We start from the raw sequence: 17,441 nt of genomic DNA on the forward strand, positions 1-17,441 counted from the left end.
TTACTCCTCATCTTTTCGTAAACGATAACCAAATCCCCATACCGTTTCAAGAGGGATATCGGGCAATTTCTTCCGGATACGCTTCACTAGATCATCGACTGCCCGATCACTTCCAAAATAATCGTTGCCCCAAATATTTAAAAGCAACTCCTCTCGGGAAAATGCCCGATTTGGGTTTTGGGCAAGCAACAGAAGCATATCGTATTCTTTCGTAGTCACTTCAAATTCTTCACCTTTCCAGAAAATACGCCGTTCATCGAGATAAATCAGAAGTTCTCCAACCTTCATCCGTTCGAGGTTTTGCTGCTTAGTTTGTCTTTGTGGTACCGTCCTTTTAAACAATCTCTTTACCCGAGCGACAAGTTCTCTAGGACTAAAAGGTTTTGTTAAATAATCATCTCCACCTAATTCAAGACCGAGGATTTTATCGATTTCATCATCTTTTGCTGAGATAATGATAATTGGCACTTCACTTTCCGCCCGAATCCGTTTACAGAATTCATATCCATCCATACCCGGCAACATAATATCAAGAATCCACATATCCGGCGGGTTGTTTTCCCAAACTTCCCAGCCTTCTTCACCTGAAGCAACAACCGTCACTTCATAACCTTCTTTTTCTAAATAAGCCCGTACGATATTTTGGATATTTTTATCATCTTCAACTAATCCAATTTTGTAGCCCATGCCTGTCACCTTTTTCTTCATGATACTTAATTCCATTTTTACATAGAAAGTACGAAGATTACACTAAAAAGTTTCAAAAAGACGATTCTCCACATTTTTTCCACATTTACTCCAAACCTATTCCTTTTCTCATGGGTAGAATAAGAAATGTAAGGAAGTGACTCTCAATTAGTTGATACCTTCTTCCTTATAACTTCCCCCTTAATTAGTTATTCAGGAAGGTAAGATGCAAATTTCATCCCATTTGTTTTTACCTTCTAGGAGTTGCTGCTGTAAAAATTTCTTTTCAGCAGCTCCTCTGTTTTTTTCTTATACTTTTTGAATTCTATCGATATAATAATGAAGTGAAAGGGTGAATGACATGGATTTTGATGATAAGAAAAAAGAGCAAGAGCAATCATATGAACGCGAGGACGAACCATCTTCCTCAAATGCACCAGATGACCAAGAAGAGTTTGATACCTTCCAACCTCATTCTTCGGAACCTTCCACTACATCATCTCCTAATGAAACTGGTCAAGAAACACGAGAAAAACGGAAAAAATGGCATGGAATTAGCGCTGTCGTCGGTGGATTAATTGGCGGAGTGGTCGCAGCCATTATCGTTGCTCTGATTTTTGTAAATGTCGGAGGAGCTGATGGACAGGATCAAACATCTTCTAAAGAAGATACTAATGTCGCTCCAGAAATCGTGGAAACATTAGCCACTGAAGATGCCGAGGTTTCTACGAACATAGAGGAAGTATCAAGTGCTGTTGTTGGTGTGGTCAATATGCAGCAAAGAAGTATTTGGGAAGGAAATGAAGAAGCAGGTACCGGATCAGGTATCATTTATAAAAAGGAAAATGGAAAAGCATATGTTGTAACAAACCAGCATGTTGTAAACGGGGCTGAGCATGTCGAAGTCGTTCTTGATGACGAAGAGAGACTACCAGCGACTGTGCTAGGGCAAGACGCATTAACCGACTTGGCAGTTCTCGAAATTGATGGAGAAACCATCGATACAGTTGCTCAAATCGGCTCCTCATCAGACCTTGTTGTTGGCGAAACGGTACTAGCTATTGGAAATCCGCTTGGACTTGAATTTGCCAACACGATTACAAAGGGAATCATCAGTGGATTGAACCGTTCTGTGCCTGTTGATACGAACCAAGATGGTCAACCTGATTGGGTGACCGAAGTGTTGCAAACAGATGCTGCGATTAACCCAGGTAATAGTGGCGGGGCTTTAGTCAATGCAGAAGGTGAAGTCATCGGTATCAATTCCATGAAAATCGCCAAAAACTCTGTAGAAGGAATTGGTTTCGCGATTCCTGTTGACACAGCACTGCCAATTATGGAGCAACTAGAAACAGAAGGTGAAGTCACCCGACCATTAATCGGCATCAGTACTGCTGCTTTATACCAAGTACCGCCGCAATACCGCTATGAAATCAATCTTCCAGAAGATGTGGAAGGCGGAATGGTCATCGCTCATGTTGAGCCTCGCACTCCAGCTGATCGGGCAGGACTGCAACAGTTTGACGTCATTACGAAAATAAATGGTCAACCAGTAACATCGATTTTAGAACTACGGAAGTATCTATATTCGGAAACAACTGTTGGTGATGAAATCGAAGTAGAATATATTCGAGATGGAAAAGTGGAGACGACTAAACTGATTCTTGAAGAGATTAATCAAGATGATGCAGCATAAAATGAGACCGCCTATTATTTGGGCGGTCTTTTTGTTTATTCAGGTTTTTGATTACGATATAGATTTAATGTATTTTCATCGTAATTACCACTTTCATCTGCAGCAATGTAATTCTCAATATCTTCAGGCCCTGTCGTATTTTCATCACTATTTGGATACATTTCATTGTAGCTTTCATGATCATCATATAAATCAGACGGACCATCTGAAGATCCATAGCGGCTCACATCTTGCCATGCATCCTCCCTGTCATAAGCTACATTTTCGTCATTTTGGTCTTCCTCTGGATGGAAATTGGCAGCCATCACTTCTTCTTCAACCGGCCGCTCCCTAGTGAATGTTTGCTTACTTGCGTGTTCGATACAGCGATCCGCGGTTGGAACTGCAAGTAGCCTTTCATAAGGGATATCTTCTCCACAAGTGACACAAATTCCATAAGAGCCTTCCTCAATGGAGTGAAGCGCTTCATTAATGTCTTCCAATTCTTTTTCAGCGTGTTCATTTAATGCGAAGTCCTTACTACGCTCAAATAATTCCGTCCCTTGATCCCCCGGGTGATTATCATAGTTAGAAAGCTCTCCACTTACTTCTTGCGCAAATTCAAACTTCATACCAAATTGGTCCTTTAACTGGTGGATAAGTTCTTTTTCTCTACTTTCCAATTGGTCTTTCATACGTGATAATTGCTTTTTAGTCAGCATACGGAAAACTCCCATCTTTATGAAGATATAAAGGAACTGTATTCGATGGTGAATCATGAAAGCCAGGGTCTTTTTATTGTGAATGAATAAGATGATCGACGCGGGATAATCTTGTTGAAGGTTGACATGTTCTTATACCTTAATGATTGGAAGAGGAATGTTTTTTGCTATAATAAAGCTACATATACTTTGTGTAAAAACAGAAGAATGATGCGGGAGTTCAGGTGACCAAATGATGGAAAGGGGAAGAATAATGGGATTAAGTACATCGGCAAAAATTGGTTTTGTTGGCACTGGAGTCATGGGGAAAAGTATGGCTTTAAATTTAATGAATGCGGGTTATCCAGTTTACGTTTATACCCGGACGAAAGAAAAAGCAGAAGACCTGCTGACACAAGGGGCAACTTGGATTGAAACGGTAAAAGAGCTTTCTCAGCATGTTGATGTTGTTATTACGATGGTTGGGTATCCAAGTGACGTCGAAGAAGTTTATTTTGGAGAAAATGGCATTTTAGAAAATGCAAAAGAGGGCTCATACGTCATTGATATGACCACATCCAAACCCTCTTTAGCAGTTAAGATTTATGAACAAGCTAAAGCAAGAAATATCCATGCTTTAGACGCTCCAGTTTCAGGTGGAGATATCGGAGCGAAGACAGGCAAACTTGCTATTATGGTTGGTGGTGATGGCAGTGCATTTGAGGAAGTTTTACCGATTTTTCAATCGATGGGAGAAAATATCATCCATCAAGGGAATGCAGGAGCGGGACAACACACGAAACTCGCCAACCAAATCACTATCGCATCTAACATGATCGGGGTAGTCGAAGCAATTGTGTATGCTAAAAAAGCAGGTTTAGATCCCGAACGAGTTCTAGACAGTATAAGTAGAGGTGCTGCGGCAAGCTTTTCCTTGTCCCAACTAGGACCACGTATGTTGAAAGGTGATTTCGCACCAGGATTTTATGTGAAGCATTTTATCAAAGATATGACCATTGCATTAGAATCAGCAGAAGAAATGGGAATGTCCACACCTGGACTTGCTCTGTCATTGAAACTTTACAAAGAATTGGCCGAAAACGGAGAAGCGGACAGCGGAACACAAGCATTAATCAAATTATTTCAATAGGATTTACGTGGTCAATCAGTAATTCAGGTTGACCACTTTTTTATCCCATTTCGAGTAAATTAACTTTTATCCCGCTTTTCGACTTCCTCTTGGACAATAAATGCCAAGTCATTATTTCCAAATAGTTGAAGAACTTGGAGAAGAGTTGCATCAGAAATGACATCCGATTCTTCCTTCGACACCGTACTTTCTTTCATCTCTTCTATTAGCGCATTAGAAGGTTGTTCAGGGTAAGCTCTACCGTACAGTTCTTGTGGATCAAGATCATGATTTACACACCATTGGCAAAATATGAGAATCATCATTCTTTCATCATTTTGATAATTTTCAATGATTCTCTTTTCTACTTCCTTTTTATCCATAATTTCACCTGCTTCCGAATTTAAAAAAGCTTACCTCCAATGGAAGTAAGCTTAAGAATTTTTTAATTATAGACGAACTACGTTAGCAGCTTGTGGTCCACGGTTTCCTTCGACGATTTCGAATTCAACTTCTTGACCTTCTTCTAAAGTTTTGAATCCGTCAGCTTGAATTGCTGAGAAGTGTACGAATACGTCATCTCCGTCTTCACGCTCGATGAAACCAAAACCTTTTTCTGCATTAAACCATTTTACTTTACCAGTCATTTAAATGACCTCCTTTTTCAATATCGTGCAAAGTGATTGAATCTTTAATACTTTTACACATCTTGAAAAAGAGTCGTAAAGTATTATTCTAATTCCAATTCCCATTTGCACCTTAAACTTTACCTTGAAGTGAGAAAAAATGCAAGCTTTTCTTAATTTTTTTCTCAACTTTTTCTAAGTATTTTATTCTTAACCACTTTCAAATGTTAATATACATAAAAACTTAAATTTATTTGGAGGCTATTTTTGTAATCGCTGTCAGAGAATGGGGACGAGTACGATACTATAGACCGAATGCGAGGAGTAAGCAGTAATTCGGGCGGGTTTGAGAGCCGATAAGCGACCGAACGCGAGCTGTAATCAGTTGCTCGGGAGGTAATAGCACCGATGAGCGACCGAATGCGAGAAATAAGCAGGAGTTCGGGCAGTTAGAGTACCTATCAGTGACCGAATCCGAGAAGTAAGCAGGAGTTTGGGCGCTTAGAGCGCCAATGAGCGACTAAATAAGAATAGTAAGCAGTTGTTCGGGTGTTTAGAGCTAATAAACTTAAGGTAATATGGTTATTTCCCAAACAAAAAGAAGCCGCACTAATTCAAGTACGGCTTCCCATTTTAATCATTAAGCATGCTGTTCTTCTGCTTCAAGTGCACGAAGACGTTCAGCAACTTCTTCTTCGGTTAGATTATGCTCTTTTACATATAGATTACGTGGAGTCACTCGACATTCATGAGAGCATCCACGGAGATATTTATGTTCATTTTCCTCAGAACAAAGCATTTGACGGTTACATTCTGGATTTGCACAGTTGACATATCGTTCACAAGGCTCTCCATCAAAGTAGTCTTTACCAACAATGACATGTTCTTTCTGATTTACTGGAACAGAGATTCTTTCATCAAACACATACATTTTTCCGTCCCAAAGATCACCTTGGACTTCAGGGTCTTTTCCATAGACGGCAATACCACCATGAAGTTGTGCTACATCTTCAAATCCTTCTCTAACTAACCAGCCAGAGAATTTTTCACAACGGATTCCGCCAGTACAGTAAGTTAAAATCTTCTTACCTTCAAACATTTCACGGTTTTCGCGTACCCAGTCTGGCAGCTCACGGAATGTTTCAATATCTGGACGGATTGCTCCACGGAAATGGCCAAGATCATATTCATAATCATTACGAGCATCTAGAATGACAACATCATCCCGTTGCATCGCTTCATACCATTCCTTAGGCTCGAGGTATTTCCCAGTAATTTCATGCGGGTTAATATCGTCCTCAAGGCGAAGTGTAACCAATTCTTTACGTGGACGAACATGCATTTTCTTAAAGGCATGACCATCATGTTCATCAATCTTGAACACCATGTCTGCGAATCTTTCGTCCGCATGCATTGTATCCATATATTTTTGTGTTTGTTCAACAGTACCGGATACCGTTCCGTTGATACCTTCTTCAGCGACTAAAATCCGGCCTTTCAAGCCAAGCTCCTTACAAAACTTCAAATGATCAGCTGCGAAAGTTTCCGGGTCTTCGATGTGTACATAATTGTAGTACAATAAAACTTGGTACTTTTCATTCTCCATAGTGATTTACCACCTATCATTTATATTTGCAAGATACAAATGTTGGGGTTTTTATTAATTTATCTCTTGCATAACGAGTATTATAACAAAAATCGTACAAATTATAAAGTGGACAAAAAAAGTCACTCTTTTCAATTAAAAGAACCAGTACTCTTACAAAGTACCGGTCCTTACCTCCATTATAAAGCCAACTCTTTCCTAACCTGCTCTCTTAAAGCCATTTTTAAAAATTTCCCTACGGATGTTTTAGGGATTTCTTCCATAAATATCACTTCGTCCGGCAACCACCATTTGGCAAATTGAGGTTCTAAAAACTCCAGTAAATCATCTTTTGTAACTCTACCTTTATCCGCATCTTTTAATACTACACAAGCCACCGGACGCTCTTGCCATTTTGGATGCGGGACAGAAACTACTGCCGCTTCAAATACAGATGGATGTGCCATCAATGCGTTTTCCAAATCAACAGAGGAAATCCACTCTCCACCGCTTTTAATCAAATCTTTTGTCCGGTCAACTATTTTCACATAACCTTCTTCATCTATTGTCACAACATCACCGGTATGGAGCCAACCATCTACAAAAACATCTTTACTGCGTTCATCTTTATAATAGGAATCCGCAATCCACGGTCCACGGACAAGTAGTTCACCCATGTCTTTTCCATCGGCTTTTGCTTCCCCTTGATCGTTAATCACTTTAATCTCCAGACCTGGAACTACTCTACCCTGTGTGGAGCGCAATTCCAATTTTTCTTCGTACGGAAGATCTCCTTGATAACTCTTCAGATTGGCAGCTGTAACAATCGGGGAAGTCTCTGTCATCCCATACGCATGGATGAATGGAATTCCGTGTGTTTCTTCAAAAGTCCGAATCATGCCTTTCGGAGCCGCTGATCCACCGCATAAAACAGCCCGAAGACTGTTAAGATTGTATTTACCGGATTCCAATTCTTTTAGTAGTCCTAACCAAATAGTAGGTACACCAGCTGTAATGGTTACTTTATGTTCTTCAATCAATTCTGCAAGTATTTGAGGTGTCGGTGCTGGTCCAGGTAAAACTTGTGTGGACCCAAGCCATGTAGCTGCGAAAGGTATACCCCAAGCATTCGCATGAAACATTGGCACAACAGGCATTGTAACATCCTGCTCGGAAAGGCCAGCAGTATCAGCAAGGGCAAGTGCTATACTATGGAGATAGAGGCCACGATGTGAATATAAAACCCCTTTAGGTTTCCCAGTTGTCGCAGAGGTGTAGCATAAACCTGCTGGATCATCTTCTGAAAGGTCCTCACGAAATGAAAAGGATTCATCACCATTAGCAAGCAATTCCTCATAGGAGTACAGCGGCGCAAGTCCAGAATACGGAAGCTCTTCATCGTCTGTCATCACAATAAATGCCTCCACTGTCTTGATTTCATCTTTTATTCCTTCAATCAATGGAAGCAAATCGACATCGATCAATAAAACCTTATCTTCAGCATGGTTTATAATGTGAATCAAATGTTCCCTTGAAAGCCGTAAATTAATGGTGTGTAAAATCGCCCCGATACTTGGTATGGCAAAATAAGCTTCCAGATGACGGTGGTGGTTCCAAGCAATTGTTCCTACTCGGTCCCCTTTCTCCACACCTAAGCGATCGAGAACACTGGCAAGTGACCTTGTCCGTCGCACATACTCATCATAAGTAAGTGTTTGCGTCCGCTTCTGTGTACGGGAGATGATTTGTTTCTTTGGGAAGAACTTTTCAGTGTGCTGGATCATGAGAGGAAAAGTTAACTGGGTATTCATCATTTCGCATTTCTCCTTTCAAAATATGAATTCAAGCAATTTGTAAGCCCTTACATATTACACTTAATCTTTATTCTAAATATTCTGTGTAAATTGTCAAGCTGGTATTTTAAATTTATGTCGCTCTATGTTTTGACAGAGGATTATGGGCTTGCTATGCTTTTTTTAAGGAGGTTTGATATCAATGAGCGTCTATGAATATCAAGCGAAAACAATTAATGGAGAAGAAAAATCCCTTGCCGATTTCGAAGGCAAAGTATTATTGATTGTTAATACAGCGAGTGAGTGTGGGTTCACACCCCAATTCAAAGGCTTGCAAGAACTATATAAGGAAATTGGCAATGAAAAATTTGAAATATTAGGTTTCCCTTGCAACCAATTCGGTGGACAAGATCCTGGTTCGGATGAAGAAATCAGTTCGTTTTGCTCGGCAAACTATGGAGTTTCCTTCCCGATGTTCAGCAAAGTCGATGTAAAAGGAGAAAATGCCCATCCTTTATTCAAATATTTAACATCGGAACAAAAAGGGATTTTAACCGAAGATATCAAATGGAACTTCACTAAATTCCTTGTCGACAAAAATGGTAAAGTAGTGGACCGTTTTTCCCCACAAAAAGAACCTGCAAAGTTGAAAAAGGATATTGAGTTATTAATTAACGCGTAGGCATCGTTTTGCGATAAGTGAGCAAACTCCACTGATTTATAAAAGTAAAAACAAATAAAACTACCTCCCTGCAAAACAGAGAGGTAGTTTAGTTTATTCCGCTTCAAACGAGCTTTCTAAAGCTGAATCCCGTTCATGTCGCTCGATTGCCAATTGAATCAACTGGTCAATAAGGTCACTGTAGGAGATTCCGCTATGTTCCCATAATTTCGGATACATACTGATTTTTGTAAATCCAGGTATCGTATTAATTTCATTAATAATGATTTCATCGGCTTCCGTTAAGAAAACATCCACTCTTGCCATACCTTCACAGTTCAATGCTTGGAAGGCTTGAATTGCAACATCTTGGATTTCCTTCACTTGTTTTTCATTTAATTCGGCTGGGATTTGTAATGTCGCCCCATGCTCGTCAATATATTTCGCTTCATAAGAGTAGAAGTCATTTACCGCAATAATTTCACCAGGTATAGAAGCTTTCGGATACTCATTCCCTAAAATGGAACATTCAATTTCTCTTCCACGAATTGCTTCCTCAATAAGGATTTTGTGGTCATATTTAAACGCTTCGGTAACTGCTGCATTAAATTCTTCCTTCGACTCTACTTTACTCACTCCAACAGAAGAACCTTGATTCGCAGGTTTAATGAATAAAGGCAGACCTAAGCTTTTTTCTATGTCTTCAAAAGAAATATTTTCTCTTGTAGCTCTTGTGAATGTATAAGAATCGGCAACTTTCAATCCGGCTACCCGTAGTAGGCGTTTTGCAATATCTTTATCCATGCTCACCGCTGATCCTAATACGCTAGATCCAACGAATGGAATCTCAGCTACTCTTAACATCCCTTGAATGCTTCCGTCCTCACCCAACGTTCCGTGTAGAATTGGAAAAATGACATCCAATTCACCAAGTGCTGATTTTCCATCTGTCTTCACTAACTTGTTCTGGGTCTCTCCTGGAACAAAAGCAACTCCTTCATTTGTTTTATTAAGAGCAATAAGTTTCGGATCTTCAGCATTTAGAAGGAAATGTGAGGAGTCATGCATATGCCATTTCCCTTCTTTATCAATCCCAATTAATAACACTTCATATTTGTCTTTATCAATGGCTTCCAATACGTTTTTTGCAGATTGTAATGAAACTTCATGCTCAGCAGATTTCCCGCCAAATATCAGGCCAACTCTTTTTTTCATATTCTTTCCTCCAAAAAATTAGTCCACTAGCCTATGTTTATTCTAAAACTTTGTTAGACGTGCATATAGCAAAATATAATTATACTTTTTATATTTTATCACTGAGTAGCGTGTCTTACAAAGATAATATGAAAAGAGTGCTCCAAACAGAATAGACTCTGATTGGACCACTCTTTAACGGTCGTTTTCGCTTTTGCTATGTCTTGCTAAAGCACGCAGGGACTGCCTGAACTTCATGCGCTTCCGGTCGATAAGTCAACATCGACTCAAGTTAAAGGTTGCCCGACTAAAACCGGGCTAAAGCCCAACGCCGGATACCCCTAAAGGGGCATGTTTCCTTTATCTTCCTGCATCGCATTCCAGTTCAGACGTCCCTAAACGCGTCCTTTCGCTTTTCTTATGTCTAGCTCAAACGACCAGGGACTGTTCAAACTTCCTGCGCCTCCAATCGATAAGTCAACATCGGCTCGTACCTCGCTGTGTTTCCTTTATCTGTGAAGTAGGGGAAGTTCGATTAAGTACGCCCCATCCCGGGGCAACATCGAACCACCCCACGTCCTGTGGGGCGCAGTTTGACCGTCCCTAAACGGTCGTTTTCACTTTTCTTTTAATAAGCTTTTGCCCAAAGGACTAGTTCTTTAGCTGGTTTGCCACAGCAGACGCAGCTGTCGGATAGTTTTTCTTGTTCGAATGGGATACAGCGGGAGGTTGCCGTTGTGTCTTCTTTGATTTTCTCTTCACATTCCAAGTCACCACACCACATTGCTTTTAAGAATCCACCTTTAGTTTCAAGTACTTCAGTAAATTCTTCCATCGTAGTGACAGATGTCGTCATCTCATTACGATGTTGTAATGCTTTATTGTAAAGATTTTGTTGAACTTCTTCAAGCAGCTCAGGCAAACGTTTTTCAAGATCTGCAAGGGCGACAAATTCTTTTTCACCTGTATCGCGGCGAGCTAGTACCACCTGGTTCTTCTCGATATCTTTTGGCCCTAATTCAATACGAACTGGAATTCCTTTCATCTCGTATTCATTAAATTTCCAACCAGGCATTTTATCACTTGCGTCAATATCTACACGAACGATATTTTTCAGTTGATCACGCAGCTCATAAGCTTTATCGAGCACCCCTTCTTTATGTTGCGCAATCGGGATGATCATCGCTTGTGTTGGTGCAATTCTCGGTGGAACTACTAATCCACGATTATCTCCATGTACCATGATCAATGCCCCCATGATTCTAGTGGACAATCCCCAAGAAGTTTGGTGGACAAATTGACTCTTTCCGTCTTTATCTAAATACGTAATATCGAATGCTTCGGCAAATCCGGAACCAAAATGGTGACTTGTTCCCGATTGTAAAGCTTTACCGTCATGCATCAACGCTTCAATTGTCAGTGTGTAGTTCGCACCAGCAAACTTTTCCTTTTCTGTTTTCTTTCCTTTATATACAGGAATTGCCAAATAGTTTTCTGCTAAGTCAGCATATACATCAAGCATTTTAGCTGTTTCAGCTGCAGCTTCCTCATCTGTTGCGTGTGCTGTATGTCCTTCTTGCCAGTGGAATTCGGATGAACGTAAGAATGGACGAGTTGTCTTTTCCCAACGTACAACGTTTGCCCATTGGTTATAAAGCTTAGGCAGGTCACGGTAGGAGTGAATATGTTTCGAATAGTACTCACAGAACAACACTTCAGATGTAGGTCTTACCGCAATCCGCTCTTCAAGTTCATTATCTCCACCATGTGTTACCCAAGCAACTTCAGGAGCAAAGCCTTCCACGTGATCCGCCTCTTTTTGCAATAGGCTTTCAGGTATGAAAATTGGAAACTGGACGTTGGAGTGACCAGTATCTTTAATCATTTTGTTCAATTCATCTTTAATATTTTCCCAAATTGCATATCCGTAAGGACGAATGATCATCGTACCTTTTACTTGTCCATAATCTACAAGTTCTGCTTGCTTAACGACATCTGTATACCATTGGGCAAAATCGTCTTCCATAGCTGTAACTTTTTCTACGAAATTTTTATTTTTCTTAGCCAAGTAAAACACCTCTTTATAGTTAAATTTATTTTTACAATAAAAAAAGACCCCTAAATATGAAAAAGGGACCTTTGCGTGGTGGTACCACCCTTGTTTGCACTCAAAAAGCATGCACACTTCATTAGATAACGGCTTTCGAACCGCGCACATCTTATAGACCAGAATGATCCTTTCGATGGCGAACTCAGACGGCAGGTTCTAATTCTATCTCCTGGAAATTCACACCGACCATTTCCTCTCTTTTAGAAGACCATGAATTATACTATTCCGCTTCAACGTTACTATTCATTTCTAGTTTCTACTATATAAGGAGAGGTACCCAAAGTCAAGCACACCTCTTTAGATGACCTTTCCGCCCAGCGTATCGGTAAAATGGCCAAGAGCCCATTCATGACCTGCTGCATTGAAACTCGCTACAGCATCTTTATGTACAACAATGTCAAAACCTTTATTATAAGCATCCACAGCAGTATGGAGCACACAAATATCTGTACAAACACCTACAATATGGACTTCTTCAATACCACGTTCCCGCAATCTGATTTCCAAGTCCGTTCCTGCAAAAGCACTGTAACGTGTTTTATCGAAGTAATACACATTATCTTTATCCTTATTCTTTTCGTATACATCCGCAAGCTCCCCATATAAGTCACGGCCTCTAGTCCCAATGATATTATGAGGCGGGAAAAGTCTGGATTCAGGATGAAGTTCATCCCCCTCTTTATGGGCATCGATTGCAAATACTACATAATCATCAGAATCAATAAATTCCTTTGTCAGGGAAACGATTTTCTCCTCAATCGCTTGAGCTGGTTTACCCGCAGTCAATGAACCTGCATCATCAACAAAATCAAACGTATAATCAACATTAATCAATGCTCGTTTTACCATGATTCATCCTCCTAATTCGTCTTTTCCACTTTAATTTGGAAGGCGTCCCCATATTTCCTTTGAGAAGCGTGATAAGTAGGACCGACCATTTCGGTATAAGTAAATCCATGATTTATTGCTGTCGTAACAAACTGCTTCGCTTGCTCAACAGCCTTTTCCACAGTTGTTCCTTTTGCTAAATAAGCTGCGATAGCTGCAGAGTAGGTGCAACCCGCTCCACTTGTATTAACCGTATCGATTCGTGGTGCTTCAAATAAGGTCAGATTCTGTCCGTCGTATAACACATCAATTGCTGGTCCTTCCAGACGGCCACCTTTTACAAGAACAAATTTTGAGCCTAATTCGTATAAATCAATTGCAGCCTGCTTCAATTCCTCTACATTCGTTATCGGTCTATCATCCAGAAGGAACCTAGCTTCCGGTATATTTGGCGTGATGATGGTCGCTAATGGAATGAGCCGCTTTTTCATTGCCTCAATGGCATCTTCCTTCAATAACTTGGAATCCATTTTCCCCACCATGACAGGATCGATGACGACCGATTCGATAGTGGATTCTTTAATCAATCCCGCTACTACTTCAATTACTTCTTTAGAAAACAGCATCCCGGTCTTTAAAGCATCCATACCGACTTGCTTCATTGCTGTTTCAAATTGTGCCTCAATCGCTTCTATTGTTTGTGGATGCACATTCTTGTTCGTTTTCGGATGTCTGCCGACAATAGCTGTCACAACACTCATACCATAGACATCCAACTCTTGAAACGTTTTTAAGTCTGCTTGTATCCCTGCACTGCCACCTGCAGCAGAACCCGCGATAGTGATTACTCTTGCAGGATATTCCATATGTCAAAACTCCTTTTACTACTATAGAAGATTTAATCTAGGTGATATGCCCAGCAGGACATTTTCTGTTGATATGATGCTAGAAAATAACAAGAATAAAAAACCACGCAATCATCAACAATTGTAAAATAACTTTTGCTGCCGTACCGCTTAAGAAACCGATTAACGAGCCAATCGAGGCGCGAAATGCTTGTTTTACAGTCCGTTTCATAATCAATTCAATAAGAAAGACAGCAATAAATGGGACATAAATAATCCCGAATGGCGGTGTAATAAAGGAACCGATTATAACAGCGATTGCTGCGGCCCGCTCTCCTTCTTTACTTCCGCCAAAGCGTTTAACAAAATAACTGTTTGCAATGATATCCGAACTGACTAGAACTACAGTCAATAGTATCATTGCTATCCAAAATAATGTATTTAACTCTCCACCATCTATTCCGAAGTGATAGATGATGAAACCGAGCCAAATAAACAGGACGGATGGAATAATAGGAAACACGATTCCTATAAAACATCCTATAAATAATGCGATGATGATGATCCATAATATGATCTCCATCTATGGACACTCCATTCTTATAGACTAGCTTTCATTCTTTTTGCTGTTACGCTCTTCTTCGTCTTCAGGAAGTGGATCAACGGAATGTTTATACCCGTAACCTTTATTAATCGTTATCAACGACCCGACAACAACCATAATAATCAATACAATTGAAGCAGCAACAACTGCTACATAAGCCCCCATATTAATCCCTCTCTTGAAACTTTTTTCTTAATTTAATACTAAAGTTTTTTCATACCAATGTCTAGCTATCTTTTCTTCTCATAATAACGAATATTTGGTATTTAAGAGGAAACGGGATGATTTTGGAGGATATATTAGCATAGTCTGTTCTGAGGACTTTCATCCAACTATTTGAGGAATAAACCCATTTTATCTAGTTTAATAGAGTTTGAGTGAATGTTGAATTATCGTTACCATTAAAACAAGACTAATATGGGTACCCTTCTCGCCCAATATTTACTACGAATAAAAAGGGGAGAAAAGTTTCATAAAAATATAGGAGGTCCAATTTATTGTGAAGAAATTAGGGATATTATTACTAGGTTTTGCACTATTATTACTTGCTGCCTGCGGTTCGAACGATGAAGATGCTGATGCCGCAGAGGGTAAAAGCAAATTAGAACAACTGCGTGAAAGCGGTACGGTAACGATTGGTTTTGCCAACGAGGCACCTTATGCATATGAAGAAAATGGCGAACTAAAGGGCGCTGCTGTTGATATCGCAAAAGCAGTTTTTCAGGAGTTAGGTGTAGAAAACATGGAATCCCAGTTGGCAGACTTCAGTCAATTGATTCCTGGAGTTCAAGCGGGACAGTTTGATGTCGTAACAGCAGGTATGGCGATTCAACCAGCACGCTGCGAAAACGCGCTTTTCAGTGAACCAGAAATGCAATATGGAGAAGGATTGGTTGTTCAGGCTGGGAATCCTCACGATATACATAGCTATGAGGATATTGCAGCCAACCCAGACATAACCGTAGTTGTTATGGAAGGTGCTACGGAAATCGGTTTCTTACTTGAAGAAGGAGTAAGTGAAGATCAAATTACGACTGCAGCTGACATTCCAGCTACTTTCTCAGCAGTTCAAGCAGGTAGAGCAGATGCTACTACTGGTACAGAAATGACGGTAAAAATGGCGCTGGAATCCTTTAATTCCGATGAGTTAGAATTTGTGGAGACATTTGAACAGCCTGATATTGAAGGAGTGCCTAGTTATGGTGCTGCTGCATTCAGCTTGGAAAATGAAGAACTTAGAGATGTTTATAATGAAGTTTTAGCAAAATTAAAAGAAGATGGAACCATTGCTGAACTGTTAGAAAAAAATGGATTCAGCGAAGAGATGAATTTTGTCGGCGATGGCGAGGTAACAACAGAACAACTTTGTAATGGTGAAATTTAATTCATAAGTTTCTGTTAGAAATGAAGTAAGTGGCTAAAGGGTCCGGTTCCTCTTCCAGGGCTGGACCCTTTATTTTTTCGTAGACTCAGGATAAACATGCATATCATGGTTTGAATATTCAAAAAACGGGTAAATACCGTTAACTTGTCTCCTCGCACTTCTTCCCTATGTATCTTATCCGACTTTATTAAAATTTTATAAGGAGTGGTTATCATTAATGCAATAATGGAGGTTATTCCTCAAGTTGCAAAAGGTCTGCAAGTGACGATCACCGTCTTACTTGCATCAGCACTATTAGCTTATTTATTGGCATTTGTGGCTGGGCTCTCTAAATTATCGAATAATGTGCTCATCCGAAAAGCGACTGGTGTTTACGTGGAAATCTTCCGCGGAACCTCACTAATCGTACAATTATTCTGGCTCTACTATGCTATTCCCATGCTGTTCGGTATTCAGCTTGGAACAAACTGGTGGATTGGTGTGATTGCAATCGGATTGAACTATGGTGCTTATCTATCTGAAGTTGTCCGTTCATCGATTGTTGCGGTTGATAAAGGACAGTCTGAAGCTGCAACTGCTTTGAATATGTCGAGTTTCCAACGAATGAGGCTCATAATATTTCCACAAGCCGTACGCATGATGCTTCCTGAATTTGGTAATTATACGATTTTAATCCTTAAGAGTACATCACTCGTTTCTTTAATCGGACTGCATGATGTTCTCTATTACGGAGATATCATCCGCAGTACAAATGCTTCAGCGACACCAATTGTATATGGTGTTATTCTCGTGTTCTACTTTATTCTTGCCTTGCCATTAATTTGGATGACAAGAAAAGGAGAAGCAATCGCAAAGAAAGGGGCGGCTAGTTCATGAACACTACATATTGGAGTTGGGAGAGATTCTTCGAAGCCCTGCCTATTGTCTTAGATGGCTTATGGATGACAATATTCCTCACATTTGCCAGTTTTGCCTTTGCTCTTATCGTTGGTTTTATTTGGACACTTTTAAGAAGAATACCCATTAAGCCATTCAATTGGATTGTCACTTGGTCAATGGAATTTATCCGTTCGACACCACCGCTTGTGCAGTTATTTTTCATTTTCTTTGCATTGCCGGTTATACCTGTTATTGGGATCACTTTAAGTCCAGTACAAAGTGCAATACTTGGTCTTGGTCTTCACTACAGTACTTACATCTCTGAAATTTATCGTTCAGGAATCGATAGTGTAGGCAAGGGACAATGGGAAGCGGCCAAGGCACTGAATTTCAGCACAATGGATAAGTGGAAAAAGATTATCCTTCCTCAAGCGATTCCGCCAACCGTACCTATGCTAGGAAACTATCTAATCATTTTATTTAAGGAAGTCCCTCTAGTTTCCACCATTACGGTGTCGGAAATATTACTTTTAGCAAATACGTACGGTTCGAGAAATTTTGCTTATTTAGAACCACTTACCATTGTCGGTATCATCTTCTTAGTTTTAAGTTACGCTTCTGCTTTTCTCATTAAGAGACTTGAATTGAGGCTGAATAAGAGATTTGATAAAAATGCGCTTGCTAAAAGCTCATAAAATTGACAATATAATATGTGTTTAACATATTGCATTTACTTTTTT

General features: G+C 39.9%; 18 protein-coding genes and 1 other annotated feature. Of the genes, 6 read left to right on the forward strand and 12 right to left on the reverse strand.

Annotated elements, in window-relative coordinates; translation table 11 throughout:
- Positions 1-687 carry a response regulator transcription factor gene (locus tag ACFSBH_RS03325; protein WP_251513897.1) on the reverse strand — a complete coding sequence of 229 codons (687 nt, stop codon included), beginning with the start codon at positions 685-687 and terminating at the stop codon, positions 1-3.
- Between the two features lie 361 nt (positions 688-1,048).
- Between ACFSBH_RS03325 and ACFSBH_RS03330 the strand changes: the two genes are divergently transcribed.
- Entirely contained in the window at positions 1,049-2,383 is a 1,335-nt protein-coding gene (locus tag ACFSBH_RS03330) for a S1C family serine protease (protein ID WP_251513687.1), read from the forward strand.
- 35 nt (positions 2,384-2,418) lie between these two features.
- Here ACFSBH_RS03330 and ACFSBH_RS03335 read toward each other — a convergent pair whose 3' ends face one another.
- Complete coding sequence (locus tag ACFSBH_RS03335; RefSeq protein WP_251513690.1) at positions 2,419-3,084, reverse strand: TraR/DksA C4-type zinc finger protein; 666 nt, start codon at positions 3,082-3,084, stop codon at positions 2,419-2,421.
- Positions 3,085-3,319: 235 nt separating this feature from the next.
- On the opposite strand from ACFSBH_RS03335, the gene ACFSBH_RS03340 reads away from it, so the two are divergent.
- Positions 3,320-4,213 carry an NAD(P)-dependent oxidoreductase gene (locus ACFSBH_RS03340; protein WP_379596051.1) on the forward strand — a complete coding sequence of 298 codons (894 nt, stop codon included), beginning with the start codon at positions 3,320-3,322 and terminating at the stop codon, positions 4,211-4,213.
- A gap of 59 nt (positions 4,214-4,272) precedes the next feature.
- Here ACFSBH_RS03340 and ACFSBH_RS03345 read toward each other — a convergent pair whose 3' ends face one another.
- The 4 genes from ACFSBH_RS03345 to ACFSBH_RS03360 all read right to left on the reverse strand — a co-directional run bounded on the left by ACFSBH_RS03345 (position 4,273) and on the right by ACFSBH_RS03360 (position 8,217).
- Positions 4,273-4,575, reverse strand: a complete 303-nt coding sequence (locus tag ACFSBH_RS03345; protein ID WP_251513698.1) for a hypothetical protein — start codon at positions 4,573-4,575, stop codon at positions 4,273-4,275.
- A gap of 66 nt (positions 4,576-4,641) precedes the next feature.
- Complete coding sequence (gene cspD, locus ACFSBH_RS03350) at positions 4,642-4,839, reverse strand: cold-shock protein CspD (RefSeq protein WP_251513702.1); 198 nt, start codon at positions 4,837-4,839, stop codon at positions 4,642-4,644.
- A gap of 619 nt (positions 4,840-5,458) precedes the next feature.
- Positions 5,459-6,424, reverse strand: a complete 966-nt coding sequence (trhO, locus tag ACFSBH_RS03355) for an oxygen-dependent tRNA uridine(34) hydroxylase TrhO (protein ID WP_251513704.1) — start codon at positions 6,422-6,424, stop codon at positions 5,459-5,461.
- 179 nt (positions 6,425-6,603) lie between these two features.
- Positions 6,604-8,217 (reverse strand): long-chain fatty acid--CoA ligase, encoded by a 1,614-nt coding sequence (locus ACFSBH_RS03360; RefSeq protein ID WP_379596054.1) that lies wholly within the window; start codon positions 8,215-8,217, stop codon positions 6,604-6,606.
- A gap of 181 nt (positions 8,218-8,398) precedes the next feature.
- On the opposite strand from ACFSBH_RS03360, the gene ACFSBH_RS03365 reads away from it, so the two are divergent.
- On the forward strand, positions 8,399-8,878 hold the full coding sequence (locus tag ACFSBH_RS03365; protein WP_379596056.1) for a glutathione peroxidase: 480 nt from the start codon (positions 8,399-8,401) through the stop codon (positions 8,876-8,878).
- Between the two features lie 93 nt (positions 8,879-8,971).
- On the opposite strand, the gene ddlA is transcribed toward ACFSBH_RS03365, so the two are convergent.
- The 6 genes from ddlA to ytzI all read right to left on the reverse strand — a co-directional run bounded on the left by ddlA (position 8,972) and on the right by ytzI (position 14,603).
- Entirely contained in the window at positions 8,972-10,072 is a 1,101-nt protein-coding gene (ddlA, locus tag ACFSBH_RS03370; protein WP_251513711.1) for a D-alanine--D-alanine ligase, read from the reverse strand.
- 607 nt (positions 10,073-10,679) lie between these two features.
- Positions 10,680-12,119, reverse strand: a complete 1,440-nt coding sequence (gene proS / locus ACFSBH_RS03375; RefSeq protein ID WP_379596058.1) for a proline--tRNA ligase — start codon at positions 12,117-12,119, stop codon at positions 10,680-10,682.
- Between the two features lie 60 nt (positions 12,120-12,179).
- Positions 12,180-12,404: a binding site (T-box leader), on the reverse strand.
- 54 nt (positions 12,405-12,458) lie between these two features.
- Positions 12,459-13,010: a cysteine hydrolase family protein gene (locus tag ACFSBH_RS03380; protein WP_251513715.1), complete on the reverse strand. Its 552-nt coding sequence runs from the start codon at positions 13,008-13,010 to the stop codon at positions 12,459-12,461.
- Between the two features lie 11 nt (positions 13,011-13,021).
- Positions 13,022-13,855, reverse strand: coding sequence for a bifunctional hydroxymethylpyrimidine kinase/phosphomethylpyrimidine kinase (thiD, locus tag ACFSBH_RS03385; protein WP_251513718.1), 834 nt, complete (start codon positions 13,853-13,855; stop codon positions 13,022-13,024).
- Positions 13,856-13,934: 79 nt separating this feature from the next.
- Complete coding sequence (locus ACFSBH_RS03390) at positions 13,935-14,417, reverse strand: DUF456 domain-containing protein (RefSeq protein WP_251513721.1); 483 nt, start codon at positions 14,415-14,417, stop codon at positions 13,935-13,937.
- A gap of 24 nt (positions 14,418-14,441) precedes the next feature.
- Positions 14,442-14,603: a YtzI protein gene (gene ytzI / locus ACFSBH_RS03395; protein WP_251513723.1), complete on the reverse strand. Its 162-nt coding sequence runs from the start codon at positions 14,601-14,603 to the stop codon at positions 14,442-14,444.
- 334 nt (positions 14,604-14,937) lie between these two features.
- Here ytzI and ehuB point away from each other — a divergent pair, with 334 nt between their 5' ends.
- The 3 genes from ehuB (at position 14,938) to ehuD (ending at position 17,396) form a co-directional block, all read left to right on the forward strand.
- Complete coding sequence (gene ehuB, locus ACFSBH_RS03400; RefSeq protein WP_251513725.1) at positions 14,938-15,822, forward strand: ectoine/hydroxyectoine ABC transporter substrate-binding protein EhuB; 885 nt, start codon at positions 14,938-14,940, stop codon at positions 15,820-15,822.
- 225 nt (positions 15,823-16,047) lie between these two features.
- Entirely contained in the window at positions 16,048-16,698 is a 651-nt protein-coding gene (locus tag ACFSBH_RS03405) for an amino acid ABC transporter permease (protein WP_285853692.1), read from the forward strand.
- On the forward strand, positions 16,695-17,396 hold the full coding sequence (gene ehuD / locus ACFSBH_RS03410; RefSeq protein WP_251513727.1) for an ectoine/hydroxyectoine ABC transporter permease subunit EhuD: 702 nt from the start codon (positions 16,695-16,697) through the stop codon (positions 17,394-17,396). Before ACFSBH_RS03405 ends, ehuD begins: the two co-directional genes overlap by 4 nt.
- Positions 17,397-17,441: the final 45 nt, after the last annotated feature.

It is taken from the genome of Oceanobacillus luteolus (genome assembly GCF_042678205.1).
Lineage (GTDB): Bacteria > Bacillota > Bacilli > Bacillales > Amphibacillaceae > Oceanobacillus > Oceanobacillus luteolus.

What these genes read in the sequence shown, in the direction of transcription:
- ytzI (WP_251513723.1), bottom strand. Translation starts at nt 14,603, where the DNA reads ATGGGGGCTTATGTAGCAGTTGTTGCTGCTTCAATTGTATTGATTATT.
- trhO (WP_251513704.1), bottom strand. Translation starts at nt 6,424, where the DNA reads ATGGAGAATGAAAAGTACCAAGTTTTATTGTACTACAATTATGTACAC.
- ACFSBH_RS03340 (WP_379596051.1), top strand. Translation starts at nt 3,320, where the DNA reads ATGGAAAGGGGAAGAATAATGGGATTAAGTACATCGGCAAAAATTGGT.
- ACFSBH_RS03365 (WP_379596056.1), top strand. Translation starts at nt 8,399, where the DNA reads ATGAGCGTCTATGAATATCAAGCGAAAACAATTAATGGAGAAGAAAAA.
- ACFSBH_RS03325 (WP_251513897.1), bottom strand. Translation starts at nt 687, where the DNA reads ATGGGCTACAAAATTGGATTAGTTGAAGATGATAAAAATATCCAAAAT.
- ACFSBH_RS03330 (WP_251513687.1), top strand. Translation starts at nt 1,049, where the DNA reads ATGGATTTTGATGATAAGAAAAAAGAGCAAGAGCAATCATATGAACGC.
- ACFSBH_RS03390 (WP_251513721.1), bottom strand. Translation starts at nt 14,417, where the DNA reads ATGGAGATCATATTATGGATCATCATCATCGCATTATTTATAGGATGT.
- ACFSBH_RS03380 (WP_251513715.1), bottom strand. Translation starts at nt 13,010, where the DNA reads ATGGTAAAACGAGCATTGATTAATGTTGATTATACGTTTGATTTTGTT.
- ddlA (WP_251513711.1), bottom strand. Translation starts at nt 10,072, where the DNA reads ATGAAAAAAAGAGTTGGCCTGATATTTGGCGGGAAATCTGCTGAGCAT.
- ACFSBH_RS03360 (WP_379596054.1), bottom strand. Translation starts at nt 8,217, where the DNA reads ATGATGAATACCCAGTTAACTTTTCCTCTCATGATCCAGCACACTGAA.
- ehuD (WP_251513727.1), top strand. Translation starts at nt 16,695, where the DNA reads ATGAACACTACATATTGGAGTTGGGAGAGATTCTTCGAAGCCCTGCCT.
- ACFSBH_RS03335 (WP_251513690.1), bottom strand. Translation starts at nt 3,084, where the DNA reads ATGCTGACTAAAAAGCAATTATCACGTATGAAAGACCAATTGGAAAGT.
- thiD (WP_251513718.1), bottom strand. Translation starts at nt 13,855, where the DNA reads ATGGAATATCCTGCAAGAGTAATCACTATCGCGGGTTCTGCTGCAGGT.
- ACFSBH_RS03405 (WP_285853692.1), top strand. Translation starts at nt 16,048, where the DNA reads ATGGAGGTTATTCCTCAAGTTGCAAAAGGTCTGCAAGTGACGATCACC.
- cspD (WP_251513702.1), bottom strand. Translation starts at nt 4,839, where the DNA reads ATGACTGGTAAAGTAAAATGGTTTAATGCAGAAAAAGGTTTTGGTTTC.
- ACFSBH_RS03345 (WP_251513698.1), bottom strand. Translation starts at nt 4,575, where the DNA reads ATGGATAAAAAGGAAGTAGAAAAGAGAATCATTGAAAATTATCAAAAT.